Source organism: Vibrio panuliri (assembly GCF_009938205.1).
In the GTDB taxonomy this organism is placed as follows: domain Bacteria; phylum Pseudomonadota; class Gammaproteobacteria; order Enterobacterales; family Vibrionaceae; genus Vibrio; species Vibrio panuliri.
On record NZ_AP019654.1, the window covers coordinates 2,022,346 to 2,049,256 of the forward strand.

General features: G+C 46.4%; 20 protein-coding genes. 7 read left to right on the forward strand and 13 right to left on the reverse strand.

Features of this window, described 5'->3' with window-relative positions; genetic code table 11:
- Positions 1 to 14: 14 nt before the first annotated feature.
- From tdcD to lrp, 3 genes are all read right to left on the reverse strand, one after another.
- On the reverse strand, positions 15 to 1,211 hold the full coding sequence (gene tdcD / locus GZK95_RS09175) for a propionate kinase (RefSeq protein ID WP_075714022.1): 1,197 nt from the start codon (positions 1,209 to 1,211) through the stop codon (positions 15 to 17).
- Positions 1,212 to 1,654: 443 nt separating this feature from the next.
- Entirely contained in the window at positions 1,655 to 4,651 is a 2,997-nt protein-coding gene (locus tag GZK95_RS09180) for a DNA translocase FtsK (RefSeq protein WP_075713923.1), read from the reverse strand.
- 320 nt (positions 4,652 to 4,971) lie between these two features.
- Entirely contained in the window at positions 4,972 to 5,466 is a 495-nt protein-coding gene (gene lrp, locus GZK95_RS09185; protein ID WP_006710825.1) for a leucine-responsive transcriptional regulator Lrp, read from the reverse strand.
- Between the two features lie 156 nt (positions 5,467 to 5,622).
- On the opposite strand from lrp, the gene ald reads away from it, so the two are divergent.
- Positions 5,623 to 6,747, forward strand: coding sequence for an alanine dehydrogenase (gene ald, locus GZK95_RS09190; protein ID WP_075716470.1), 1,125 nt, complete (start codon positions 5,623 to 5,625; stop codon positions 6,745 to 6,747).
- A 291-nt stretch (positions 6,748 to 7,038) separates the two neighbouring features.
- Here the strand turns inward: ald and yfbV are convergent, their stop codons facing one another.
- Positions 7,039 to 7,491 (reverse strand): terminus macrodomain insulation protein YfbV, encoded by a 453-nt coding sequence (yfbV, locus tag GZK95_RS09195; RefSeq protein ID WP_075707979.1) that lies wholly within the window; start codon positions 7,489 to 7,491, stop codon positions 7,039 to 7,041.
- A gap of 466 nt (positions 7,492 to 7,957) precedes the next feature.
- On the opposite strand from yfbV, the gene GZK95_RS09200 reads away from it, so the two are divergent.
- Both GZK95_RS09200 and pta read left to right on the forward strand, forming a co-directional pair.
- Positions 7,958 to 9,154, forward strand: coding sequence for an acetate kinase (locus GZK95_RS09200; RefSeq protein ID WP_075707981.1), 1,197 nt, complete (start codon positions 7,958 to 7,960; stop codon positions 9,152 to 9,154).
- A 140-nt stretch (positions 9,155 to 9,294) separates the two neighbouring features.
- Positions 9,295 to 11,460 (forward strand): phosphate acetyltransferase, encoded by a 2,166-nt coding sequence (pta, locus tag GZK95_RS09205; protein ID WP_075707984.1) that lies wholly within the window; start codon positions 9,295 to 9,297, stop codon positions 11,458 to 11,460.
- A gap of 63 nt (positions 11,461 to 11,523) precedes the next feature.
- Here pta and GZK95_RS09210 read toward each other — a convergent pair whose 3' ends face one another.
- Positions 11,524 to 12,798, reverse strand: coding sequence for an MgtC/SapB family protein (locus GZK95_RS09210; protein WP_075716469.1), 1,275 nt, complete (start codon positions 12,796 to 12,798; stop codon positions 11,524 to 11,526).
- Positions 12,799 to 12,989: 191 nt separating this feature from the next.
- Between GZK95_RS09210 and GZK95_RS09215 the strand changes: the two genes are divergently transcribed.
- Complete coding sequence (locus GZK95_RS09215; RefSeq protein WP_075707988.1) at positions 12,990 to 13,241, forward strand: DUF3081 domain-containing protein; 252 nt, start codon at positions 12,990 to 12,992, stop codon at positions 13,239 to 13,241.
- Between the two features lie 76 nt (positions 13,242 to 13,317).
- On the opposite strand, the gene GZK95_RS09220 is transcribed toward GZK95_RS09215, so the two are convergent.
- Genes GZK95_RS09220 through GZK95_RS09230 form a run of 3 tightly spaced genes read right to left on the reverse strand, consistent with a single transcriptional unit; the run spans position 13,318 to position 17,236 of the window.
- On the reverse strand, positions 13,318 to 14,163 hold the full coding sequence (locus GZK95_RS09220; protein ID WP_075716468.1) for a DmsC/YnfH family molybdoenzyme membrane anchor subunit: 846 nt from the start codon (positions 14,161 to 14,163) through the stop codon (positions 13,318 to 13,320).
- Between the two features lies 1 nt (position 14,164).
- Positions 14,165 to 14,779: a DMSO/selenate family reductase complex B subunit gene (locus GZK95_RS09225; RefSeq protein WP_075716467.1), complete on the reverse strand. Its 615-nt coding sequence runs from the start codon at positions 14,777 to 14,779 to the stop codon at positions 14,165 to 14,167.
- A 9-nt stretch (positions 14,780 to 14,788) separates the two neighbouring features.
- Positions 14,789 to 17,236, reverse strand: a complete 2,448-nt coding sequence (locus GZK95_RS09230) for a DmsA/YnfE/YnfF family dimethyl sulfoxide reductase (RefSeq protein WP_075707994.1) — start codon at positions 17,234 to 17,236, stop codon at positions 14,789 to 14,791.
- Positions 17,237 to 17,543: 307 nt separating this feature from the next.
- Between GZK95_RS09230 and GZK95_RS09235 the strand changes: the two genes are divergently transcribed.
- Together GZK95_RS09235 and GZK95_RS09240 are read left to right on the forward strand one after the other, a co-directional pair.
- The gene (locus GZK95_RS09235) at positions 17,544 to 18,131 is read left to right on the forward strand and encodes a molecular chaperone TorD family protein (protein WP_232061562.1); all 588 of its coding nucleotides are present in this window, start codon (positions 17,544 to 17,546) and stop codon (positions 18,129 to 18,131) included.
- The gene (locus tag GZK95_RS09240) at positions 18,131 to 18,667 is read left to right on the forward strand and encodes a 4Fe-4S binding protein (protein WP_075707996.1); all 537 of its coding nucleotides are present in this window, start codon (positions 18,131 to 18,133) and stop codon (positions 18,665 to 18,667) included. Before GZK95_RS09235 ends, GZK95_RS09240 begins: the two co-directional genes overlap by 1 nt.
- 62 nt (positions 18,668 to 18,729) lie before the next feature.
- On the opposite strand, the gene GZK95_RS09245 is transcribed toward GZK95_RS09240, so the two are convergent.
- Together GZK95_RS09245 and GZK95_RS09250 are read right to left on the reverse strand one after the other, a co-directional pair.
- Positions 18,730 to 21,777 carry an efflux RND transporter permease subunit gene (locus tag GZK95_RS09245; RefSeq protein WP_075716466.1) on the reverse strand — a complete coding sequence of 1,016 codons (3,048 nt, stop codon included), beginning with the start codon at positions 21,775 to 21,777 and terminating at the stop codon, positions 18,730 to 18,732.
- On the reverse strand, positions 21,777 to 22,883 hold the full coding sequence (locus tag GZK95_RS09250; RefSeq protein WP_075716465.1) for an efflux RND transporter periplasmic adaptor subunit: 1,107 nt from the start codon (positions 22,881 to 22,883) through the stop codon (positions 21,777 to 21,779). Before GZK95_RS09250 ends, GZK95_RS09245 begins: the two co-directional genes overlap by 1 nt.
- Positions 22,884 to 23,054: 171 nt before the next feature.
- Here GZK95_RS09250 and GZK95_RS09255 point away from each other — a divergent pair, with 171 nt between their 5' ends.
- Positions 23,055 to 23,651 carry a TetR/AcrR family transcriptional regulator gene (locus tag GZK95_RS09255; RefSeq protein WP_075716464.1) on the forward strand — a complete coding sequence of 199 codons (597 nt, stop codon included), beginning with the start codon at positions 23,055 to 23,057 and terminating at the stop codon, positions 23,649 to 23,651.
- Positions 23,652 to 23,702: 51 nt separating this feature from the next.
- Here the strand turns inward: GZK95_RS09255 and GZK95_RS09260 are convergent, their stop codons facing one another.
- The 3 genes from GZK95_RS09260 to GZK95_RS09270 all read right to left on the reverse strand — a co-directional run bounded on the left by GZK95_RS09260 (position 23,703) and on the right by GZK95_RS09270 (position 26,849).
- Positions 23,703 to 24,650: a glutathione S-transferase family protein gene (locus tag GZK95_RS09260; protein ID WP_075716463.1), complete on the reverse strand. Its 948-nt coding sequence runs from the start codon at positions 24,648 to 24,650 to the stop codon at positions 23,703 to 23,705.
- A gap of 136 nt (positions 24,651 to 24,786) precedes the next feature.
- On the reverse strand, positions 24,787 to 25,821 hold the full coding sequence (locus GZK95_RS09265; protein WP_075716462.1) for a histone deacetylase family protein: 1,035 nt from the start codon (positions 25,819 to 25,821) through the stop codon (positions 24,787 to 24,789).
- Complete coding sequence (locus tag GZK95_RS09270; protein ID WP_075716461.1) at positions 25,821 to 26,849, reverse strand: ABC transporter substrate-binding protein; 1,029 nt, start codon at positions 26,847 to 26,849, stop codon at positions 25,821 to 25,823. The genes GZK95_RS09265 and GZK95_RS09270 overlap by 1 nt, the downstream gene beginning before the upstream one ends.
- Between the last annotated feature and the right edge of the window lie 62 nt (positions 26,850 to 26,911).

Here is a 26,911-nt window from a genome sequence, read left to right on the forward strand (position 1 = left end):
TCCTACGTTATTTTTTAAACATTAAGCGTTGAGAGGCTTATGTCACTTAGACGAATCGCATCAAGTGCGATCATTTTTTCTTCATTTGTTGGGATCACTGCGCAAGTTACGCGAGAGTTTTCAGTGGTGATGATCCGCTCACCAAATCGGTTAGATAAATCGTTCTTTTCCTGATGCAGTTCGATATTGAATACTTGTAAATGTTCGAGAACCAAACGGCGAATGAGAGAAGAGTTTTCGCCAATGCCACCAGTGAAGATGATGCCATCGAGTCGAGATAGCGATGCCGCGTGACCTGCAATCTGACGAGCAATGCGGTGTACGAAGGTTTTTATTGTCACGATTGCTCGTTCATTACCTTGGTGCCACTCTTTCTCTAAGTCTCGAAGGTCCGACGAAATACCGGACAGTCCAAGCAAACCTGATTCTTTGTTCACTATCCGTTCTAAGTCATCGAGTGACTGATTGGTTTGCTTCGCGATCCAGACCATGGCGCCAAAATCCACATCACCGCAGCGAGTGCCCATCATCAATCCTTCCAGCGGCGTCATCCCCATTGAGGTATCGACACTCTTACCGTTTTTTACCGCGCAGATTGATGAACCATTACCTAAGTGCGCAATGACAATGCCACTATTTTGTTTTGGTGTTTTTAACAATCCGTATGCCTGATTAGAAACGTAGCGGTGTGACGAACCATGGAAACCGTAGCGACGAACGTGATGCTTTTCATAGTATTCCCAAGGAAGTGCGTATAAGTACGCTTCTGGAGCCAGTGTTTGGTGGAAGCTCGTATCGAACGCAGCAACTTGCTGAGCAGAAGGAAAGAGTTTCTGCGTCATTTCAATGCCCATAAGATTGGCTTTGTTGTGAAGCGGTGCAAGGTCGGAAACCGAGCGGATTTCTTCAATCACTCTATCGGTAATCAATACGGAGTCTTTAAACAGGTTTCCTCCGTGTGCGACCCGATGACCAATAGCCGCAATACGGTGAGCAAGTTCCCTTTGCTCCAACTCCAACGCGATTGCGATAAACGCCCCTTCATAACCCTGTTGAGTTAACACTGTTTTGGACTCGCCATTGACCGAGATCCAAGCGTTATCGCTATTCAGACCATCAACGATACCCGTCAGTAGTTCTTCACTACTTTGAGCATCGATGACAGAAAATTTCACTGAAGAAGAACCACAGTTAATCACCAATACAATCATTTCTTTACTCGCTTATTTCTCTCAAATCGTTGCTAAACGCTATTTAAATTGGCTGCACTATTCCGATGACTCATCGGTTGCCATCAGAACTTAATTTTATTTACCATCATAAATAGCAAGCTTTGCGCCAACTTTTATCTTATTGAAAAATAAGAAAAATTTAATATTGAGCTAATATATTGGAAAGAAATAAGGTTATCGATGGAAATAAAGTTTCCACACAAGGTTGATTGGATAATTTAAAAACGTGGTTGAATCCTGTCACCAAAATATAAAGAAAATATACTTAAGTAAGTTATTTACACAAGGATTGGAGCAACGAGAACTTCAAAGCGTTGCCTTGTCACTCATTGTCGCTGCGCCAAGCTTCTTGAGGTGACTTGGATGGGGTTAGATTGATGAATCGTCAAACATAAAAAAAGCAGGCTTTCGCCTGCTTATTATTAGTTCATTTCTCTCCCGGGAGCCGGTGCTAACACTTCCCGGTTACCGTTGTGCCCCGGCGCACTTACGATACCTTGCGCTTCCAGTTGTTCAACAATTCGAGCGGCTCGGTTATAGCCAATTTTAAAGCGACGTTGAACGCCCGAAACGGATCCCCGACGCGATTGAACCACATGCTCGACAACTTGATCGAACAGCGGGTCTATGTCTTCATCCGCTTCCATACTCTCACCCGGAAGTAGACTCTCAGGTCCTTGATCGCCACTAATAATCTCTTCGATATAGTTAGGCTTACCGCGCGCTTTCCAGTTGTTCACGACAGCATGAACATCATCATCAGATGCAAAAGCACCATGCACACGAACGGTATGGCTTGAGCCTGGAGGCAAGTAAAGCATGTCACCCATACCTAGTAGCGACTCTGCGCCACCTTGGTCAAGGATAGTCCGTGAGTCTGTTTTGGTTGATACAGTAAAGGCCACACGAGTTGGAATGTTCGCTTTAATCAAACCAGTAATGACATCCACCGAAGGTCGTTGTGTGGCAAGAATCAAGTGAATACCCGCCGCTCGCGCTTTTTGCGCTAGACGAGCAATCAGCTCTTCAACTTTCTTACCTACAACCATCATCAAGTCTGCAAACTCGTCGACGACCACAACAATATATGGCAATTTTTCAAGAAGTGGCGCTTCGGCATCCATGCTATCGCCTGGTTGCCAGAGAGGGTCATGAATCGGGTGCCCCGCTTCGGCTGCCATTTTCAGCTTGTCATTAAAGCCTTTAATATTACGCACGCCAAGTGCGGACATAAGCTTGTAACGACGCTCCATCTCGCCAACACACCAACGAAGTGCATTTGATGCGTCCTTCATGTCGGTGACAACTTCCGCCAACAAGTGTGGGATGCCTTCATAGATTGAAAGCTCCAACATTTTCGGGTCAATCATGATAAAGCGAAGGTCTTCCGGAGACGCTTTGTATAGCATACTCAGGATCATCACGTTTACCCCAACCGACTTACCTGAGCCCGTGGTACCTGCCACTAACACGTGTGGCATCTTAGCGATATCAGCGATTACCGCCTCACCCGCAATGTCTTGCCCCAGCACCACTGTCGTTGGTGATGTCGCATCCTTAAAGACTTGGCTACCAACAACGTCAGAGAAGTACACCGTTTGACGGCTCATGTTTGGCAGCTCTAAGCCAACGTATGGCTTGCCAGGAATCACTTCAACCACTCGCACTGCCATCGCAGAAAGAGAGCGTGCTAGGTCCATAGAGAGGCTGGAAATGCGGCTCACTTTCACCCCAGGGGCGAGGTCGAGTTCGAAACGGGTAATCACGGGGCCTGGGAAAATATCCACCACAGTGGCTTGAATTTTGTAATCTGCCAGTTTTGATTCAACCAAACGAGCAATGGACTCTAATGCATCACGGTCAATAAAGTTCTCACGCTTCTCTGGATGATAAAGAAGATCTAGCGTTGGCAGCGGCTCGGCAGGTTTCGGCAAGTTCACTTCCTGCTGTACCAAGAATGGGTTCTGTTGCGCGACCACTTTGGCTTGCGCGTCAGCAACAAGCGATTGGAAAGCCGCAACGTCAGTATCTGCCGCGTCGTCTAGTTGCTCTGATTCATCCTGAGCGTCCATTACTGGCTCAATGATTGGCTCCGTTGGAATCGTAGGCTGCGAAACAGACTCTATTGTCTCTTCATTTTGCTCAAGATTAGACTCTGCCACATCAAATGTGCTAATGACCGGTTCAACATGCTCACTGTCCGGTGCGACCTGCTGGCTGATCTGCTCTAATGTCGCATGATCAATCAGCGGCTCGTCTTCAACGACATTGTTCCAAGGTAGTTCTTCACTTTGTGGTTGAACAACTTGCGGCTCCTCAACTGGTGTCACCACCATGCTTTCATTTAGTGGCTGAGGCTCACTAATAAAATCTTGTTCTGCCATGTCATTGGAGTTCATGGCATCTTCTTCTAGTTGCTCAATCGTGGCACTCAACTGACGGGTGCGCTCAATAACAGGTTCTTCTGTTGGCACAGTTTGTTGATGATACGGCACGCTCTGAGTGACAACGACTTCTTCGCTCGGAGTTTGAACGACCTCTTCAGTGTGGCTTTCCGCCACAAGCGCGGAATCGGTTTCAACGACCTCAGCAGCTTCGACCACCATAGCTGGGGCTGTAGCGGCAGTCGCAGCGGTTTCCGGCATATGAATATTGTAACGACGAGGTTCCGCAGCCTCTGTAGTATTAGAGGCCGCTGGTTGTGGACGCTCAGTGCGTTCACTATCAAAATCATCGCCGTCTTTTAGCTCTGGTTCAATCGTTTCGTTTCGTTCGCCACGTATCAGGTTCACTACGCGAGTCAAACCTGCGATCGTCCAACCGCCAATCGAATCAACAATTGTCAGCCACGAAACTCCCGTCAATAAGGTAAACCCTGCCCCCCAAAGAAAAAGCAGCACGAGTGTCGTACCAAGGACGTTTAAAGTGGGTAGCGCTAAGCTGGTAAGAACATCACCAATCACGCCACCAGATGAGAAGTACCAAATATCATCAAAGTTGATGTCTGCTAACGCACAGCTTGTCAGGATAAGAATGGTTAAGCCTAGTAGACGGGTTCCCCACAGCATCAAATCAAGAGGTTCATCTTCGCCACGCTTGCGGAGGAAAACCCATGCGACAATAGTAATGATCGCGGGCAAGGTGTACGCCAATGAGCCAAAACTGAAAAACAAAGTATCAGCCAGCCATGCACCAATTGCGCCGCCAGAATTGGCAATTTCGCCTGCCCATGCAGTTTGCGACCATGAAGGATCCGCCGGGTCAAACGACAGTAGTGCGATGGAAAGAAAAATAGAGCCAAGTATAGCAACGATTAAGCTACACTCTTTAAGACGCTCTGGACCTGTTAGGCGAGAAGGTTGAGTCTCTTCTCCAGTCTTGATTATTGTTTCGATTTTATTGCTGTTCTTCTTGAACATAACCAACTTATCTTTAATAGAAAAAAAATAGTCCGAGAGGCAGTACCACTCGGACTATAGATTTAACCATATCAAGGTCAAAAACCCAATTGTCTAACGTCAGAATATCGGAAGGATTTCATTCCAACGCTTGATTTACTGCGATTTGAGTGAAGTGCAGCCCAAAAGGAGCGTCACTGACAGACCAAAATCCCAATTTGCCAATGCAAAATTATGAGGCTGCTCACCCTGCCTAGATTGCTTTATTAGACTCGACATCCACTTACCGTTTCAATGGCGAGCCACGCAAAACAAGGCAAAATCAATTTATCCCAGCGCTCTTATCGTGTTTTGATAACCAATTGGTTGGTCTGCTTAACTTCTTCCATTACCACGTAAGTTCGAGTGTCATTCACTCCAGGTAAACGCAGTAATGTGTCACCTAGCAGTTTACGATATGCACCCATATCTGCTACGCGAGTTTTAAGCAAGTAGTCGAAATCACCTGATACTAGGTGACACTCTTGGATATCGTCCAGCTTCTGAACCGCCGTATTGAACTGTTCAAATACGTCTGGCGCACCGCGATTTAACGTAATTTCAACAAATACCAACAACGACGCATCAAGGTATTGAGGGTTCAGCAATGCTGTGTAACCCGTGATGTAACCCTGACGCTCTAATCGACGTACACGCTCTAAACATGGTGTTGGCGAAAGGCCTACACGCTTAGAGAGTTCAACGTTTGAAATGCGACCATCTTTCTGTAATTCGTTCAGAATATTGCGGTCGATACGGTCTAGATCCTTGGACGGCTTCTTATTGTTGTCTGCCATTTTTTATTCCACCTTATTACTTCCTTGCAAATATATATACTACATCTTTTAAATATTTAGCAACAAATGTCAAACATTTGTTTATATACTAGATATTAAGTCGACAATACTACCCCACATCTAGTCATTACAACCAAAATAAAATGAGGAGTCAGGATGATCATTGGCGTACCTAAGGAAATTAAGAACCACGAGTATCGCGTAGGCATGATCCCAGCAAGCGTTCGTGAACTCGTATCTCAAGGCCACCAAATTTTTGTCGAAACCCAAGCCGGGGCAGGCATTGGATTCTCTGACGATGATTACATCGCTGTAGGCGCATCCATTCTTCCTACTGCTGCTGACGTTTTCGCGAAAGCAGAAATGATAGTGAAGGTTAAAGAACCTCAAGCTATTGAACGAGCAATGCTTCGAGAAGGACAGATATTATTTACATATCTGCACCTAGCACCAGATTTTCCACAAACTGATGAGCTAATCAAGAGCAAAGCCGTCTGTATAGCATATGAGACTGTAACAGATAATATGGGTCGCTTGCCACTACTAGCGCCAATGTCTGAAGTTGCGGGTCGAATGTCTATTCAAGCTGGCGCACAAACTCTGGAAAAATCTCACGGTGGCAGAGGCTTACTGATCGGCGGTGTACCAGGGGTTGAGCCAGCTAAAGTGGTGGTAATTGGCGGTGGTGTTGTCGGAGCAAACGCCGCGCGCATGGCAGTCGGTTTGCGCGCCGATGTAACGATTCTCGATAGAAATATAGATACACTTCGCAAATTGGACGAAGAGTTCCAAGGACGCGCAAAAGTCGTGTATTCAACTGACGATGCAATCGACAAACATGTGCTAGAAGCTGACTTGGTGATCGGCGCAGTTTTGATTCCAGGCGCGGCTGCACCGAAACTTGTCACCAAAGAGCATATTGCGAGAATGAAACCCGGCGCCGCAGTCGTGGATGTTGCGATTGACCAAGGCGGCTGTTTTGAAACCTCTCATGCCACAACGCATGCCGAACCGACTTATATCGTCGATGATGTTGTTCATTATTGCGTTGCCAATATGCCTGGCGCCGTAGCACGAACTTCTACCTTCGCGCTCAATAACGCAACATTGCCTTATATTGTCAAACTGGCCAATAAAGGCTACCGCCAAGCACTACTTGACGACAAGGGCTTCCTAGAAGGTCTAAACGTAATCCACGGTAAAGTAACGTGTAAAGAAGTAGCAGAAAGCTTCGATCTAGAATACGTAGACGCAGCTGACGCTATCGCAATGTTCAACTAATGTTGAATAATATTAAACAAGAGAAAGCGCTCACTTCGGTGGGCGTTTTTTTATGCGGGATGCGGGAAGATTATGCAGGGTTGATTTCCATAAATTAAACGATCATCCCGGAGAGGGAAGACGACCGAGTTGGGGATCTCTTAACGCAAGTCGCGAACTTATGGAGATTCCCTACTCCTTCCTTCGTCAGTCTAGGGAATGACGGCATATTGCATGGTTCTTCTCTAGAACGGCGAAATCCGTTCTAGATTCTCGAAGCAGATCGTTCTGTAGGGCAGCCCGTTCCCTCTCTTAGAACCACCTCTCCAGCGACGTTTTGTCTAACTGGCGGAAAGCACGATTAAGCAACTGAGCCAACTCTTTGTAACGCGGGCGTGATTTCATTGGCTCTAGCGCAAAACCACTTTCTATGATCTTGTGATGAAGCTCGCGATACCATCCTGCTAACGCTGGCGGTAGTTGAGTGTTTGAGCGATTGCCTAACCACCACATACCTTGAATTGGCATGCTGATAGCGAACAACGCTACGATCACGGCTTGAGGCAAAGCATGGTAGTTAGTGAAGGCCATTTGCGTTAACACGCTGATGGCGGCAACGGCGGGCATCACTTTCATCCCAAAACGCGTTGCTTTAATAATACGCTGCTCAGGGAATAGTGGAGCAAGCTCTTTGCGCATCGGCCAAGTATCCATGTACTTTTGTCCGTCACGCAAGCTGTGAACGATACCGACTTTATTATTCATAATACTCTCTCACTTCCAATGAAGGGCGTTTTACTAAAAAAGAGTTGAAAGATTCAACTAATAACGTAAAAATTTGACTAAAGTTAATATTCTTTCAAAATTTTTTTGTTATATTGCTTTATTATCGCTATCCTTTGCAGACCCTCAATCTCATTGTTGCTCTTATTTACAATTTAGGCAACTCTGAGAGACATCTGCAAGGATTGCACAAGTTGATTGCTTGGTAAAGCAACCTCTTTTTATATACGGATTTAAAAGTTTTTTAGTCACAAGTAGTACGCGGTCAAAAAATACCCGACTAGTCTTGTGATAAATTTTCATCCTAACTGATTTTGATACCTTCAGTGGTGAGATCAGAGCGGCGAAATCAGATAGGTTCACGATGTAGTGTTGTGAGCCTTTTTCGAATGAGTCAGCTTTGCTTTCTGCTAGATAGGTATTTCAGACGATTAACAGGTAGTCACTCATGTCTAAGCTAGTTTTAGTTTTAAACTGCGGTAGTTCTTCTCTTAAATTTGCTGTTGTAGATGCGGAAAACGGCGACGAGCATCTATCAGGTCTTGCAGAATGTCTGCACCTTCCTGAAGCACGTATCAAGTGGAAACTTGATGGTAAACACGAAGCTCAACTAGGTGCTGGCGCAGCACACGAAGAAGCACTATCGTTCATGGTAGAAACTATTCTTGCTTCTAAGCCAGAACTTGCAGAAAACCTAGCTGCAATCGGTCACCGTGTTGTTCACGGTGGTGAGCAGTTCACTCAATCAGCGCTAATCACTGATGAAGTTCTAAAAGGTATCGAAGACTGTGCAACACTAGCACCTCTTCACAACCCAGCACACATCATTGGTATCAAAGCAGCTCAAAAATCTTTCCCAGCACTGAAAAACGTTGCTGTGTTTGACACTGCTTTCCACCAAACAATGCCTGAAGAGTCTTATCTATACGCTCTTCCATACAACCTATACAAAGAACACGGTATCCGTCGTTACGGCATGCACGGTACTTCACACCTATTCATCACTCGTGAAGTAGCAAACATCCTTGGCAAGCCAGTTGAAGAAGTAAACATCATCAACTGTCACCTAGGTAACGGTGCATCTGTTTGTGCAGTTAAAAACGGCCAATCTGTAGACACTTCTATGGGTCTAACTCCTCTTGAAGGTCTTGTAATGGGTACTCGTTGTGGTGATATCGATCCTGCGATCATCTTCCACCTACACGACACTCTTGGTTACTCAGTTGAGAAAATCAACACTATGCTAACTAAAGAGTCTGGCCTACAAGGTCTTACTGAAGTAACTTCAGACTGTCGTTTCGTTGAAGACAACTACGGTGAGAAAGAAGAAGCGACTCGTGCAATGGACGTGTTCTGCCACCGTCTAGCTAAATACGTAGCTGGCTACACTGCATCTCTAGAAGGTCGTCTAGACGCTATCACTTTCACTGGCGGTATCGGTGAGAACTCTGGCCCAATCCGTGAGATGGTTCTTAACCGTCTTGGCATCTTCGGTATCGAAGTTGACAGCGAAGCGAACCTTAAAGCTCGTTTCGGCGGCGAAGGTGTTATCACTACAGAAAACAGCCGTATCCCAGCGATGGTTATCTCTACTAACGAAGAGTTAGTTATCGCAGAAGACACTGCACGCCTAGCAGGTCTTTAATCGAATTAACTGGCTAGCCATCGGCTAGCCAGTTTTCTTATGAAGGAAGGTTTCGGGGGCGCAAGTATTCATTTTTCTTGCCCCAAGCATGGAATGCACTGTTAAGCTTTGATCACAATAGCAAAAAGGTACCCATACGAATGTCTCGTACTATTATGCTTATCCCTACTAGCGCTGGTGTTGGTCTAACTAGCGTAAGCATGGGCGTACTTCGCGCCATGGAGCGCAAAGGCGTTAAAGTTTCTTTCTACAAGCCTATCGCACAACCACGTAGCGGTGGTGACCAACCAGATCTAACTTCAACTATCGTTGGCATTAACAGCGATATGAAGATTGGCGAACCAATGATGATGTCTGTTGCTGAACATATGATCGGCGCTGACAACATGGATGAGCTACTAGAAACGGTTGTTGAGCGTTACAACCAAATCAACAAAGATGCAGATGTAACGCTAATCGAAGGTCTTGTACCAACTCGTAAACACCCATTTGCAAACCAAGTGAACGCGGAAATCGCGGCAACACTTGGCGCGGAAATCGTTCTAGTTGCGACTCCTGGCACTGATAACCCAGCACAGCTTAAAGAGCGTATCGAAGTAGCATGTTCTAACTTCGGTGGCACTAAGAACAAGAACATCTCTGGTGTTATCATCAACAAGCTAAACGCACCTGTTGATGAAGCTGGCCGTACTCGTCCAGACCTATCTGAGATCTTCGACGATGCTGACGTTGCAAGCCAAAACCAACTTGAAGTAATGCAGATCTTCAACACGTCTCCAATTCGCGTACTAGGTTGCGTGCCATGGAGCATTGATCTGATTGCGACTCGTGCAGTTGATATGGCACAGCACCTAAATGCTGACATCATCAACGAAGGTGATATCAATACTCGTCGTATTAAGAGCATCACTTTCTGTGCGCGTTCTCTACCGCACATGATTGAGCACTTCAAACCAGGTTCACTACTAGTAACTTCTGCTGACCGTCCAGACGTAATCGTTGCCGCTTCTCTAGCAGCAATGAACGGCGTTGAAATCGGCGCAGTGCTACTAACTGGTGGTTACGATATCCCTGCTGAAATTGAAGGTCTATGTAAGCCAGCATTCGAAACTGGTCTACCTATCTTCAAAGCACAAGGTAACACTTGGCAGACTTCTCTGAACCTACAAAGCTTCAGCCTAGAAGTTCCAGCTGACGATAAAGAGCGTATCGAGTTCATTAACGATCACGTTGCAGGTCACATCGACGGCAACTGGATTGAATCAATGACTGAAGGCACTCAGAAGTCTCGTCGTCTAAGCCCACCAGCATTCCGTTACCAGCTAACTGAATTCGCTCGTAAAGCGGCTAAGCGTATCGTTCTTCCTGAAGGTGACGAGCCACGTACAGTGAAAGCTGCGGCTATCTGTGCTGAGCGCGGTATCGCAGAATGTGTTCTTCTAGGTAACCCAGAAGAAATCCGTCGTGTTGCAGCGCAACAAGGCGTTGAGCTAGGTGCTGGCGTAACTATCATCAACTCTGATGAAGTTCGCGAAAACTACGTAGCTCGTCTAGTTGAACTACGTGGCGCGAAAGGCATGACTGAAGTTGTTGCTCGTGAGAAGCTACAAGATTCAGTATTCCTAGGCACAATGATGCTTGAGAACGACGAAGTAGACGGCCTAGTTTCTGGTGCTGTTCACACAACTGCGAACACTATCGTTCCTCCGTTCCAAATCATCAAGACTGCACCTGATGCGTCAATCGTATCTTCTGTATTCTTCATGCTACTACCTGACCAAGTATTGGTTTACGGTGACTGTGCGATCAACCCAGATCCAACAGCTGAACAGCTTGCTGAAATCGCTATCCAATCTGCTGACTCTGCAGCAGCATTCGGTATCGAACCACGCGTAGCAATGATCTCTTACTCTACTGGTGAATCTGGTAAGGGTGCAGACGTTGATAAAGTACGTGAAGCAACTAAACTGGCTCAAGAGAAACGTCCTGATCTAATCATCGACGGTCCTCTACAGTACGACGCTGCAATCATGGAAAACGTGGCAGCTTCTAAAGCGCCTAACTCTCCAGTAGCGGGTAAAGCAACTGTATTCGTATTCCCAGACCTAAACACTGGTAACACGACTTACAAAGCGGTACAACGTTCAGCAGACCTAGTTTCAATCGGTCCAATGCTGCAAGGTATGCGCAAGCCAGTTAACGACCTGTCTCGCGGCGCTCTAGTAGACGACATCGTTTACACAGTAGCACTAACTGCGATCCAAGCAGATCAAGCTGACCAAGCTCGTGAAAAAGCCGTTAACTAATTAACGCGCTTTTCGATAGCCAAACCCTCGCCTAGGCGAGGGTTTTTTATTATCTGTGCACCATTAATACAACACCATCAACAGCGCTCCGCCTGCGACAACACAACCTATCATCACCGGTGCCACTTTTGCCCATAGCGCTTTATTACCAATACTAACCACCATACCCATTTTGACAATAGTATTGACGGAGGCGGCGATAAAAATACCAAGCGCCGCAGTTTGCACACTTAACTGCTGGGTACTCTGCCGCCCCAACGCCAATGAAATAGCGTCGACATCGGTAATTCCCGATAGCGCTGCCAGAATTAACGTCCCTGCACTGCCAAACCACTCCGACAGCGCATTGCTCAATAACATGATCACCGCCAATACCACGCCAAAGAACAGCGCAGACTGCAACGCAAGCGGATTACCCTTTTGGTTGGGTTGCTCAATGGTCTCGACTCTACTGCTTCGCCAAATCCACCACGCCGGTAAGTAAAGGGCTACCATCATGATCAGTATGATGGGCCAAAGTAACCGAACCAATGCTGGATTTAGCACCGACAGAACAATCAATAGACGGGGAAACATAGTGCCGCAGCTGAGTAGGATGCCACTGGCGAGCAGCGGGCTGATACTAGGTTGCTCTCTTGATAGATGGGAAAATTGTAAAGTTAATGCGGTCGAGGAGCTTAGCCCGGCAAAGACAGAAGTAAACAGTATTCCTCGCTTAGCGCCGCCAATCTTGATGGCAAAGTAACCGACAAACGAAATACTGGCGATCAATACAACCATCCACCAAATCTCGTATGGATTGAGCGAGTTCCAAGGACCAAAAGTTTGATTAGGTAGTAGAGGTAATAAAACAATAGAGATCAACAGTAAGCGAAGTGCGGCGTCAAGCTCATACTCTTGGAGCTTTTGTAGTGCTTGATGAAGCTCTTTTTTGTTATCGAGAACCACTGCGGTTATCACTGCTGCTGCCGCCGCTAACACCGCTTCACCTGATACTGCCAGAGCCCCCAGTACAAAAGTAATGATTAAACTCACTACTCCGGTAATACTGATATCTTCACTCTTCTTTTGTTGGATGACGAAAGCGATACACGCCAGTATCACTAACGCAATTAAAGCGAAACCGATTAGAAGCGGCGTGTAATGGAGCGACAGAATCCCCACTAAGCCACCGAGTAAACCAACCAGCGAGAAAGTTCGAATACCAGCAACCCGACTGCCTTCAACGCTATTACGCATCACCCAACCGCGCTGAGTACCAACAATCGCACCAAGCACCAAAGCAATAAACAGGTTCCAAACTGTGTGTTCCTGAGCAACATATGTGGTTAGTTCCATACTCACCTCACCGGGCAGCAAACACAAACTCGCTATGCTCAGTGTATGCTAATTGGTGCATTTAACTGTGAATTGAGTAATAAATTGCCACCATCAGAGCAGCAATTCACGGCTTTTGATTGGCGCATCACTAAATTATTGCCCACAATATTAGTAATACTATTACTGTGTGTTTTAGCGAGGATATCAAGATGAAAAATGAGTTGGATCCGAGCAAAGTGCTGCAAGCGTATGAGTGTGTGATGAGCAACGGTACGCCAACCGAGTTCGGCAAGATTTATGAAGGCGTTGAAGCTTTTTCTGACTACGATGGTTATAACGTATTTTTACGAGGCAATGGTGTGGAATTAAAAGTTGGTTTTCACAACACCTATCATCTCGAATATGACCAAGAACACTTACGCGATAGCTTCTTGAGAAAAGTAGCCATGCTCGCCAAGTAATCAAACGATATGAAAAAGCCCCGCAATAGTGACGGGGCTTTGTTTTATGTTAGCTTCGACAGCTAAACAACAAGTATTACATGCCTGCGGTCATGTGCATGCCATAGAAGACACCACGTCCGATTAGCTCAGAAACCACGATAAGTGCAAATGCAATCGCCATTGGTCCAGCGGTAACCGGTGTACGACGAACCACTGGCATCAACCAAAGTGCCATACCCAATGCCAACAGAACCAGACGAGTCGTTTGCAGCGAAGAGTAATCCGGTACTACTGCTAAGGCAGCCGCAACGCTAGTCTCAATCGCACCTAGATGAGCAGTCAATTGCATCACCACGATGGCAACCGCAAACAAACCAATCAAGCCCAAAACTGGTAGCACCTTGTCTGCAGCCGCATTGTCATGATTGGCAATTGATAGCAGCAACTGAGCAAGAGCAGTACCACTTACAAGCATGGTCACAACAAACGCAGCTGGTGTTAGCGACGTGTACCATGTTGGTACGGTATCAATCATATAGACCATCGCCATTGCGTACATAAACACAATACCAACAACCATCGCACCTAACATCAATACTTTGCGGATCGCATCACTGCCTTTGTCTAACACCGACAATAACCAGAACAGACCACCTAGAGCAAAGAACACGCTACCAGATGCAATTTCATTTGATAACCAAGAGCTACCCACCATGTTTAACGCATTCATTGCGCGCAGTGGGCTACCCAAGTGCATGATAGAAGCAAGGAAACCTAGCCCCATTACCGCCCAAAGACCAAACATCGCCTTGTGTAGACGCTCTTCAGCACCGGTCGATAACTGCTTAGTCAACAACATGGTCGCCAAAACTAAGAATGCACCTACTGAGGTTTGTGCCAATACCGTAAAAACGATAAGTGGCCATTCATGCCATGCCATATTAAACCTCCTTCGGGTTCGCCAAGAAGCCTGTGGTATCTCCACATGGGCGCGCATGGCGGTTTGGTTTGATAATGATATTTGGACTTGTCATTGATGCCGGTGGCAGTGGTGCAACTTCAGCGTTAGTGCCATATTTCGCACGTAACTCATCAATTGGACCAAACTCCAACGCACGTAGTGGACAAGAGTCAACACAGACTGGGTTTAGACCTTCCGCGACACGCTCATAGCAACCGTCACATTTCGTCATATGACCTTTTTCTGCGTTGTACTGTGGCGCACCGTAAGGGCAAGCCATAGAGCAGTATTGGCAGCCAATACACTTGTCTGTATCAACGACCACAAAGCCATCTTCACGTTTGTGCATTGCGCCACTTGGACACACTTTGGTACATGCTGGGTTAGTACAGTGGTTACAAGCAACTGAAACATAGTAAGAGAACACATCTTGACGCCATGTGCCGTTGTCTTCTACCCAATTACCGCCGGCGTATTCGTATACACGACGGTAGTTACTACCCACATCAAGGTCTTTGTTGTCTTTACAAGAAAGCTGACAAGTTTTACAACCGGTGCACTTACTTGAATCAATATAAAAGCCGTATTGTTTCATGGTTTAACCTTATGCCTTCTTCACCAGTTGAACTTCTACTAAGTTGGTATGCTGAGGGTTACCCTTAGCCAGCGGACTTGGACGATGCGTGGTCAACACGTTGATACAACCGCCTTTGTCTACCTTGTTCTTATCTGGTGCGTACCAAGCACCTTCACCAAGTGCAACAACACCAGGCATCATGCGTGGAGTCACTTTAGCAGGGATATGCACTTCACCACGGTCATTGAAAATTCGGATTAGATCACCATTTTCGATACCACGAGTTTGTGCATCCAATGGGTTAATCCACATTTCTTGACGTGCCGCTTCTTTGATAATATCCACGTTGCCGTAAGTAGAGTGACAGCGAGCTTTATAGTGGAAGCCAGTCAGTTGAAGTGGGAACTCATCACGCTTCTTCGAATCCCAACCATCGAAGGTTGACACATAGATTGGCAGTGGATGAATCACTTCATCTTCTTTTAGTTCCCATGTTGCTGCGATATTCGCTAGACGCTCAGAGTAGATCTCAATTTTGCCAGAAGGCGTGCCTAGTGGATTATTCTCAGGATCTTCACGGAATGCCTTGTAAGCAACGTAGTGGCCATTCGGGTCACGGCGTTTGTAGATGCCCATCTCACGCATCGTTTCAAAATCAGGCAGTGTCGGATCTTGCTCACGAGTTAATGCATACAGATGACGCAACCAACCTTCTTGGTCACGACCTTCAGTAAATTGTTCGCCAACGCCCATGCGTTTTGAGATTTCTGAACAGATTTCATAGATACCTTTCGCTTCGAACTGAGGCTCAATCGCTTTATCCGCAAAGATAAAGTAAGGCATGTTCGCCGCTTTGGTATCCATACAGAAGTCAGCTTGCTCAGACGTGGTTAAATCAGGCAATACGATATCGGCATATTTAGCAGAAGAAGTCATGTGGTTATCAATCACCACAATCAGCTCACATGCTTTGTCATCTTGTAGGATCTGGTGCGTTTGGTTGATATCTGAATGTTGGTTAATCAGACAGTTACCCGCGTAGTTCCAAATCATCTTGATCGGCACGCTAAGCTGTTCAACGCCACGAATACCATCACGAGTCGCGGTCATTTCAGGACCACGCACGATCGCGTCAGTCCAAAGGAACATTGGAATAGACGCCTTAACAGGGTTTGATAAAGTTGGGAAACGGACAAATGGGATGTTGTAGTCCGATTCACGCGCACCAGTACCACCACCGTTAATACCTACGTTACCAGTCAGTAGTGCTAGCATTGCGATTGCACGTGATGCAATTTCGCCATTTGCTGTGCGTTGTAGACCCCAACCTTGTAAAACGGCACAAGGTTTCGTTGAGCCAATTTCACGTGCTGTTTTGATAATGGTATCAACTGGAATACCAGTAATCTTCGCTGCCCATTCCGGCGTTTTAGCAATACCGTCAGGCCCTTCGCCTAGAATGTAAGATTTGTAATCACTCTTTGCTGGCGCTGAAGCTGGTAACGTCTTCTCGTCATAACCCACGCAGTATTGATCTAAGAATGGCTGATCAACCAAATCTTCGGTGATCATCACGTATGCCATCGCTGCAATAAACGCCGTATCAGTACCGGGACGAATTGGAATCCACTCATCTTCACGACCACCCGCAGTATCCGTGTAACGAGGGTCAATCATGATCATACGTGCTTTTGAGCGCTCTTTTGATTCCATCAAGTGGTGAATTAGACCACCACCAGACATACGAGTTTCTGCTGGGTTGTTACCAAACTGAACAATAAGTTTTGTGTTCTCTAGATCAGAGAAAGAGTTGCCGTATGCCCAACCACCACCGTAGGTGTAATCAAGGCCTACCGTGATCTGTGCAGTCGAGTAGTCGCCGTAGTGGTTTAAGTAACCACCGCTTAGATTCATCATACGAGCGATGAGAGAGCTACCCGGAGGCCAAGATTTGGTTACTGTGCCACCAAGCGTACCTGTACCATAGTTTAGGTAGATGGCTTCGTTGCCGTGCTCTTTGATGATTCGCTTCATATTATTAGCGATTTCATCGTAAGCTTCTTCCCAAGTAATACGTTTAAATTTACCTTCTCCACGTTTACCTACACGCTTCATTGGGTATTTCAAACGATCTGGGTTGTAAACGCGACGGCGCATTGAGCGACCACGTAAACATGCGCGAACTTGGTGATTACCGTATACGTCATCACCTGTGTTGTCAGTTTCGACCCACTTGATCTCGCCATCAACAACGTGCATGCGTAATGGACAGCGGCTACCGCAGTTCACTGTACATGCACTCCAAACCACTTTTTCTTCGACAGCTTTATTGGTTGCAGCAGCAACTGGGCTTGACTTAAAAGGAAGTGACATTGCACTGGCTGTCGCAGCCAGACCACCGACGGCGCTCGAAGACTTGATAAAATCGCGTCTCGACAGGCCTCCGGTCATTAATGCTTTCAGTGTTTTTTTCATAGGAGAACTTCTCATTGGTTGTGAGAAAAGACTCTGTGGTCTTTTGTAGATCCCCTTTTACCCCTTAAGTAGTAAGGTTAATCTTGCGCTTAATCAACAAATTTCACGTGCCACTCAAATTCTCACCCACCTAGTTTCATAAATGAGATCAAGATCATATTTTTGAACTAGTTAACACAATCTGAAATATTTAATCGAAATAGTTCGCATTATTAAATGAACCCTATTGCATTTCATTTTTTGATTAAGCGCATTTCTTTCAACAGCCGAAGTGAGTATGCTCAGGAAAAAACATAACTAAGTATCGATGATGCAAAACGAATCCACTTTTTTCCGTCTGTTGGGCGGTCTTTGCTACTACTCTCCCCACTCTGAAAACGGTCAAAACATCTTAAGTGCATTTGCGACACAAGATGACGAATTATTACAAAACTTAGCAAAGCTGGCGCAATCCATTGACAGCGACCAACTTGAAGCGGACTACTTCAACTTGTTGCAAGGTAGCGGCGACATGCCTGCACCACCTTGGGGCTCAGCCTACTTAGACAAAGAAAACGCGCTATTTGGTGCCTCGACAATGGAATACCGCGAGTTTACTCGCCAGCAAGGGCTAGCTTGTGATACTGGCATGCGTGAGCCTGACGACCATATTGGCTTAATGCTGATGCTGGTTTCCTTGCTTCTTGAGCAAAACAAGGTCGAAGCAGCCAACCAACTGCTCAGTCAGCACCTAATGCCCTTTGCTCCTGCAATGCTCAAAGGCATGGCAAAGCATGCTGATAGCGAGTTTTATCGTCAACTTGCACAAATCACGTTGACTTGGTTAACCCTCTACTGCGAAGAGCACCAATTGCAAATATTGGAGCGCCGCAACTACTGGCAAGAGATCGCGTAATGAAACCTGACAGTGTCGAGCTAACGATTGAGCTAAATGAAATCAACAGCAGCCGCCGTGGTTTCTTTCGTGCTGTGTCGCGGGGAGTCTCTCAATCTATCGAAGAGCCAGAGGTGACAATCAACGCAGCAAGACCGCTGGGCGCTGTTGAAGAGGCGATTTTTACGCGCTTGTGTAACGGGTGTGGTGAATGCGTCACTGCTTGTCCGCAAGGGGTATTAAGCATGCAAGCCAATGGCCCAGTGATGGACTTAAGCCTCAACCATTGTAATTTTTGCAACCAGTGCATTGCGGCCTGTCAAACTCAGGCACTAAATCAGCTCAATGCGACCGACACTGGCTGGCGTCCAAGGTTCAGTCAGAGCTGCAATGCGCGGCTGTTTGGTAATTGCCAAGAGTGTGTTGACGATTGTCCTAATCACGCCCTAACCTTGCTGGATAATGCAACGCCAACACTAAACGAACAATGTAACGGGTGTGGCGAGTGTCTTTCCAGTTGTTACATTGGTGCGATTTCGCTGGTCGAATCTAACTAAGCCGCTGGTTTAGAAATAAGAAAGCCACCGCAAAAATGCGGTGGCTTTTCTTTTCCATCCAATTACTGCTCTACTTTGACTCTAAAAAAGAGAGCGTAAAATAACGGAATAACCACGAGCGTAAGGATGGTTGCAAACAGCAAACCAAACATGATGGTTACCGCCATACTCTTAAAGAACGGGTCAATAAGTAGCGGTGCCACACCTAATATCGTGGTCAATGCGCCAAGCAATACCGGGCGCGCACGGCTGGTCGCCGCATCGATAATCGCAAAGTACGGCAGTTTACCTTGCGCTATCTCAACATCGGCTTGATCCACCAGCACAATGGCGTTTTTCACCATCATACCAATCAAGCTGAGGAAGCCTAAAATTGCCATAAACTCAAATGGCGTTTGGAAAATAATCAAACCGACAGTCACACCAATCACGGCCAATGGTGCGGTTAACCAAATAACCAATGGCTGACGAATGGCGTTAAACATAAAGATCACCGATAAAATCATCGCAGCAAAACCATACGGCGCTGAAATCACTAGACCTTCGTTAGCGTCTTTCGATGCTTTATGTTCACCATACCAAGTCAACTCGTAACCCGGTGGCAACTCAATCGCCTCAATCTTGTCGCGAACACCATTAAATGCATCAGCAGTCAACACACCCGGAGCAGGGTCCGCTTGCACTAGGATCGTTGGCATACGGTCAATACGACGTAAAATCGCATCTTGCCAAACGACATCCACAGAATCGACGAGTTGGCTCACCGGAATGAAGCCTCCTGCTGTTGCACTGTACACTTCCGTATTCTCAACTGCTCGTTGGTGGTCACGCTCATTTTCTGGCGCCCGCACGACAATCGGGATCAAATCATCGCCTTCGCGGTAAACACCAACATTACGCCCAGACAAGGTTTGAGCGATAGCTTGGTTAATCTCTTGCGTCGTCAAACCAAAGCGCTGTGCTTTCTCTGCCGAGTAAACTGGGCGAAGCACTGGTACTTGCTGTCGCCAATCGTCTTGCACCGCAATTAGATGGCGGTCAGCAGCCATAATCGCTTTGGCTTGTTCTGCCAATTGTCGCAACACGTGACTGTCTGGGCCTTTAAAACCCGCTTCAATCTTCTTACCGCCGCCACGACCCAACATAAACTTCCACACTTTAATCGACGCGTCTGGGTATTTCGCTGAAAGTTCATCTTGCAACTCAACCAGCAGTGGCGCGATTTTTTTGTAGTCGTCGATGTCAATCAGCAACTGTCCGTAACTGATGTTGCGAGCCTCTGGGGCATAAGTCAGCATAAAGCGTAAACCACCACCGCCAATAAAGCTGGTGATGTTAGTAATACCCTCTTTGGCTTTCACATCTTTCTCAATCGCCGCGATGTAACGTTCAGTACGACTGATATCCGACCCTTGTGGTAAGTAGACATCCACTACAAACTGAGGGCGCTGAGAATCTGGCATAAAGCCCGGCGGCACATAACGTAGACCGTAAATTGCAACAACCATCAAGCCAAGGATCGCCATTAAGCTCATCATACGATTACGCAACACCCAAGCGAGCAAACCTTTGTACATGGTCATCATGCGACCCGGCTTAATCTCGCCCTTAGTCGCTTTCACTTTCAAGAAGTCAAAACAAAGCATTGGCGTAACGGTCACCGCAAATACCCAGCTGAGGAACATTGAGTAGAGGATTACCCAAAACAGCGAGCCTGCGTATTCACCCATATCTGAAGGAGATAAACCAATCGCACTGAAAGCAAAGATACCTACAACCGTACCCCCTAGTAGCGGCCACTTAGTTGCATCCACCACTTCAGATACGATAGTTTGCTTGTCTTCTTCGGGGTTTTGCTGCAAACGCACCAAAATACCATCTGTTACCACAATCGCGTTGTCTACCAACATCCCGAGCGCAATAATTAACGCCCCAAGAGAGATACGCTGCATCGCAATATCTTCGATAAACATAATGCACAGTGTACCTGCAACAGTGAGCAGCAATACAAAACCGATAATGATGCCTGAGCGTACGCCCATAAAGAGCAGTAAAACGATAAATACAATCGCCACTGCCGCAATCAAGTTGTCGATAAAGTTTGCAACAGAAGCGCGAACAGAGTCGGACTGAATTGAAATTTCGTGCAATTCCATCCCTAACGGGCGTTGGCTGTCTAGCTCTGCCAAACGCGCTTTAACCGCGTCACCCATTTCAACAACGTTACCGCCTGTCACGTTAGAGATACCAAAACCGACCGCGCGTTGACCGTTGTAACGCATCAACATACTGGCAGGTTCTTGGTAACCGCGTGTTACGTTAGCAATATCGCCAAGACGCATCACTTGGTTGTCTTGTCCTACGCCAATTTGCAGATTGCGCAAATCATCAAAAGAGCGAATGTTCGAACTTGGAATAACCGGTACACGCATGTCTTGCGTATTGATTGAACCAGCGACCGTCACCAAGTTTTGCTTTTGCAGAACTTGGAACACTTGTTGAGCAGACACACCAAAACTGGCTAATCTTTCACTCGAAATCTCAACAAAAATCGTCTCTTGTTGCTCGGCAAGCGTGGCCGTTTTTGCCACACCCGGGACGAGAACCAACTCGCGGCGCAAACCATCAACATAATCTTGCAACTGCTTGTCCGTAAAACCTTCGCCAGTCACGGCATAGAACAGCGCATATACGTCAGCAAAATCATCATTAACTATCGACGCACCTGCCCCAGGCGGTAATTGACGCTGGGCATCTGCAACTTTGCGACGTAACTTATCCCAAACCTGCTGTAAGTCTGCCGAACTTTTAGCAAACTCAAGTTTGATCTCCACCGTCACTTCCGACATACCTTGCTTGGAAACAGATTTGACTTCTTTTAGCTCTTGCAATGACTGGACCGCCCCCTCAATCACATCAGTGACTTCATCAGAGACTTCTTGTGCCGTTGCACCAGCGTATGGGGTATTGATCACCGCTTGACGAATCACAAACTCAGGGTCTTCAAAACGCCCCAGTTTTAGGTAGCTGATATAGCCACCTAAAAGAATCAATGCGATCAACACCCAGACACTGGTACGTTTCGCGATTGTATAGCGAGCAATGTTCATTATCGCGCCTCGTTGCTACCGTTGGTCATAGGACGAACTTCCATACCATCTTGTAAACTCGACATTCCGGCTACTACTACCTGCTCGCCGACGTTTAAATTATCTCGAATCACGACGCGGTCACGACTCAACGCGCCAACATCAACGTAGCGTTTCTCTACTTTGTTGTCTTTACCAACCACCCACACATATTGCTTACCTTGGTTATCTGGAACCACGGCGATAATGGGCAAAGTAATGGTCGTCGCAACCGACTCCCCTTCCGCCTCTGCTGGAATCACTTTTGCTGTCATTCCCGGTAGCACGCGATAGCCAGCTAGGTTGTTAAAACCAAGTACCACCGCATAAGTTTGGCTGACTGGGTCGGCTTGAGTAGCATATGTACGCAGTGACAAATCAAATAAATGATTCGGAATCGCACTGATTTCTGCTTTTGCCTCAGTCCCAGAAACCGACGACAACATTACGCTGTCTGGGATGTAAATCACCACTTCTAAATCGTCAAGATCGTGCAAAGTAAACACCGGAGAATTTGCCTGAATTTGCACGTAGTTATCGACAAAACGACGACCAATAATGCCTTCAAATGGCGCGGTTATTTGCGTGTAATCCAACTGTCGCTGGGCTTCATCACGACGATTTTTAGCAAGGTTATAGCGGGTCGTGATCTCGTCTAACTGACTTTTTGAAATCGCTTTGCTTTTTTCGTAGATCGCTTTTGCGCGCTGATACTCAACCTCAATATTTGACAGCTCCAATTTTGCTGATGCCAACGCCGTTTGAGCATCACGTGAATCTAAACGAGCCAACACTTGCCCAGCAACCACGCGGTCGCCCTCATTAACCAATAGTTCGTTGATTAAGCCATTAACGCGAAAAGAGAGATCCGCTCGCTCAGCGGCACGCACCACTCCGTTAAAACTCAAGCTATCACTGCGAGTTGCCGAGACTATTTCAGTCAGTGCCGGCTTGATCACAGGGGCAGCGACTGTTGGCTTAACCTCTTCACCACACCCAGCCAAAGACAAGCTCGCGACGGTTAACCCAATCGCCAAAGCAAGCTTCTTTAAAGAATTCTTTGTAGATAATTTGTGCGCGTTTTTCACAGCAATCTCCAATTAGGAAAATATCGACCCGACTAAATCAGCGAACCATAAAAGTAAACTCATTAGTGTACTTTTGGATTCTATTGCAGCTTTTTATTAAAGTAAACTCTCAAGTTTACCTATTAAGCAACAATTGCTACACTAGCGGCGGAAAAATCTTGGAGTAATACCATGACCCGCTCGGAACAGAAGCGACTCGCCATCATTGAGGCCGCAAAACAAGAATTTATTGAGAATGGATTTCTCGCCGCAAATATGAACAACATTTGTACGGCAGCGGAGGTGTCTAAGCGCACTTTATATCGTCATTTCGAAAGCAAAGAGTTGTTGTTTGAAGCGGTACTTGCCGAAGTACAAGCAAGCACCATCAGTAGTCGTAACTACCCTTTCGACGCGAATGCGCCTTTAGACGAGCAACTAAAACGCATTACCTATCAAGAAATTACGGTAATGTATCAAACTTATGGTATTGCACTATCACGTACCATCATTATGGAATTTTTCCGTCAGCCAGAACTGGCAAAAACCATGACACAACGTCTGTACCGGACGCAAGCGGTCAGCCAATGGTTTGAGCAAGCTATCGCCGCGAACCAACTTGTCGCCCCGAACGTAGAGACCATTACTAATGTCTATATGAGTGTGTTCCAAGGCTTATTGTTCTGGCCCCAAGTACTGGATCTCCTCGCCCCACCTGAAGGTGAGTTGCTGGATCAGAAAGTAGACGTTATCGTCATAACGGTGTTACGCGCCTTTGCCCCTCAATAGTTGTGGGTATCATCCAGCACAAAAGCCCGCAAGCGAGCCTTTGCTTAGTGACTAACTAATTTGCGCTCGTTGATGAGGAGACTCTAAGTCCAAATCCGGTCCTTTGGGCACCACTTGCGTCGGGTTTATACCTGTATGGCTGAAATAGTAGTGGCGTTTGATGTGGTAAAAGTCAGTGGTCTGTTTAATACCTTCGATTTGATAGAGATCTTTTAGATACCCTTGCAGGTGAGGGTAATCCGCAATGCGTTGTTTGTTGCATTTAAAGTGTCCGACATAAACCGCATCGAATCGCACCAAAGTAGTGAACAGTCGCCAGTCCGCCTCAGTAATTTCTCGACCGGCTAAGTAACGATGCGTCGCCAAATGGCGCTCCACTTTATCCAAGGCCTCAAACAACTTGTCATAAGCCTCTTCGTAGGCTTCTTGTGTGGTAGCAAAGCCACAACGATACACTCCATTGTTTATATTCGGATAAATATAGTCATTCCACTCGTCAATTAAGCCACGGAGATGCTCGGGATAGAAATCAAGATGATTGTCAGTCAGATGGTTAAACTCACTGTTAAACATCCTAATGATCTCTGATGACTCATTGCTAACAATCGTGTTGTGCTTTTTATCCCATAACACAGGTACGGTAACTCGTCCGGTATAGTCGGGCTTCGCTTGGGTATAAATTTGGTGTAATCGGGTATGACCGAATAATGGCTCTGGTAGCCCCATTTGCCAGCCCTCAGACAGCATATCTGGACACACAACGGTGACATCAATATGTGCTTCTAGCCCCTTTAGAGTGCGGAATATCAGGGTACGATGAGCCCAAGGACAGGCCAGCGACACGTAAAGATGATAACGACCACTTTCAGCTTGAAAGCGTGAATTGGGTTGGTGCTGAATCCAGTCGCGGAATCCTGCATCTTCACGTACAAACTTGCCACGACTGGCCTTAGTGTCATACCAAATATCTTGCCAAACGCCCTCAACTAACTTACCCATCTTTTTCTCCATCTATCACTGATTGAGCCAGTATAAAACGTTGCTCAAATCAATTAAGCCCAAGAAATTGCCGGAGTTGTTCAAAATTTTCTAACGAAGATAAAAAAACACCCTCTTTACAGAGGGTGTTCATCAGTTAGTTTTTAAAACCATCAAGCACGGCGACGGTGTTGTAACCAAGGTCATCCACCGCGTAGCCACCCTCAAACACAAACAGGGTTGGAATGCCGAGTTTACCTAGCTGTTCACCAATCGCGCGGTAATCTTCACGTTTCAGTTTAAAGTAGCTGATCGGGTCATTCTCATACGTATCCATTCCCAATGAGATAACCAATGCTTGCGCATCAAACGCTTGGATTCTGCTCAGAGCCGTGTGCAGCGCTGGTTGGTAGAGCGACCAGTCGGTCTTCCCTTGCGGCAGTGGAAGGTTAAGGTTATATCCTTTGCCTTTCCCCTCTCCGACTTCATCAGCAAAACCGAGATAATGTGGGTAGTCGTAGTCAGGGTCGCCATGAATCGAAACAAACAACACGTCATCACGATCATAGAAAATACTTTGCGTACCGTTGCCGTGATGGTAATCCAAATCCAGGATTGCGACACGTTTTTTACCATTGCGACGCAGAGACTCTGCTGCAATCGCCGCATTATTGATATAGCAGTATCCACCCATCATATCTGGCGCAGCGTGGTGACCTGGTGGTCGACACAACGCAAACGCAGAATGCTCACCATTAATTAATAGTTGAGCACCCGTTAATGCACAGTCTGTCGCCGCTTGAATCGCGTCCCAACTGGTTTTGGTGATGGCTGCAGTCATATCAAAGCTGTAGTAGCCAAGTTTACCTTCGATATCTTTAGGGATACGATGGCGCAAATAACGTGGGCTTACAAAACAGTATGGCGATGCATCGTGCTCGCTACCAAAACGTGCTTCCCATTCAGACCAAGCGGACTGTAAGAACTCAACGTAGTCGGGAGTGTGCACCCATAGCATAGGGTCGGTACCAAAGGCGTCTGGCTCACAGACGGTAAAACCACCCTGCTGATGGATAGCATTCAACACCATATCGGCACGCTCAGGTTTCTCAAAACACGGTGTCGGTTCCCCCGAGAGGAACTCGTATTTCACACGGTGCAGACGTTGCTTTTCGGTGTAGATGACTTTCACTATTTCTTTAGCTCCATCCAGTAGCGTTCGTATTTGCTGACCGCATCGCCAACGCTACCTAAAAATTGCCCTTTTTGCTTCACTTCATCGGTCGGGAAGATCACTTCACTGTCACGAATTTGTGGCGGCAAAAACTCTAGTGCTTGTAAGTTAGGCACAGCATAACCAATCTCTTCAACAATAATGGCTTGGTTCTTTGGCTTAAGCAAAAAGTTGATAAACTGATAGGCGGCTTGTTTGTTTTCCGCTTGTTTTGGAATAACAATGTTATCCATCCAGAAAATTGCGCCTTCAGATGGGTAAACGAACTTGATTGCTGGGTTTTCGTTTTGGGCGCGGTAAGCGGTACCATTCCACTGCATACCAACGTTTACTTCGCCAGTCACAAGCGGAACGTGCGGTGCATCTGAGTTAAACACAGTCACGTTCGGTTTAATTTTTTGTAGACGCTCAAACGCCTGTTGCAGCTCAGCATCGTCTTGCGAGTTAACACTGTGTCCATCAATCATCAGCGCCATACCCATAACGTCACGTACGTCATCAGTTAGCAGTAGTTGACCAGCATATTCACTGTTCCATAGGTCTGCCCAGCCTTTTAAACTGCTGCCATCGATAACATCTGCATTGTAAGCAATCGCAGTACTGCCCCACATATATGGCACAGAGTAAGTGTTATCTGGGTCAAAGCTTTGGTTTAAAATCGTTGAGTCTAGTTTCGCAAACTGCTCAATCTTTGATTTATCCAACTTGTGTAGCAAGTCATCACTTGCCAGCTTAGAAACGTAGTAAGTCGAAGGCACAACAATATCAAAACCTTTGCCATCAAGCAGTTTAAGCTTGGCATACATGGTTTCGTTGCTTTCAAATGTCGCGTAATTGACTTTGATGCCCGTTTCTTTGGTGAAATCTTCGATAATTGATTGAGGAAGGTATTCAGACCAGTTGTACACATTCAGTGTGGTTGAAGCGAAAACTGGAGATGAAGCGATAAGGCCCACTAGGGCTGCTGGAACAAGTGTTTTTTTCATTTTACGTTAACATACTATCAATTGGTCATGACGCAGGATTACGCCGTGGCAAAATTAGATAG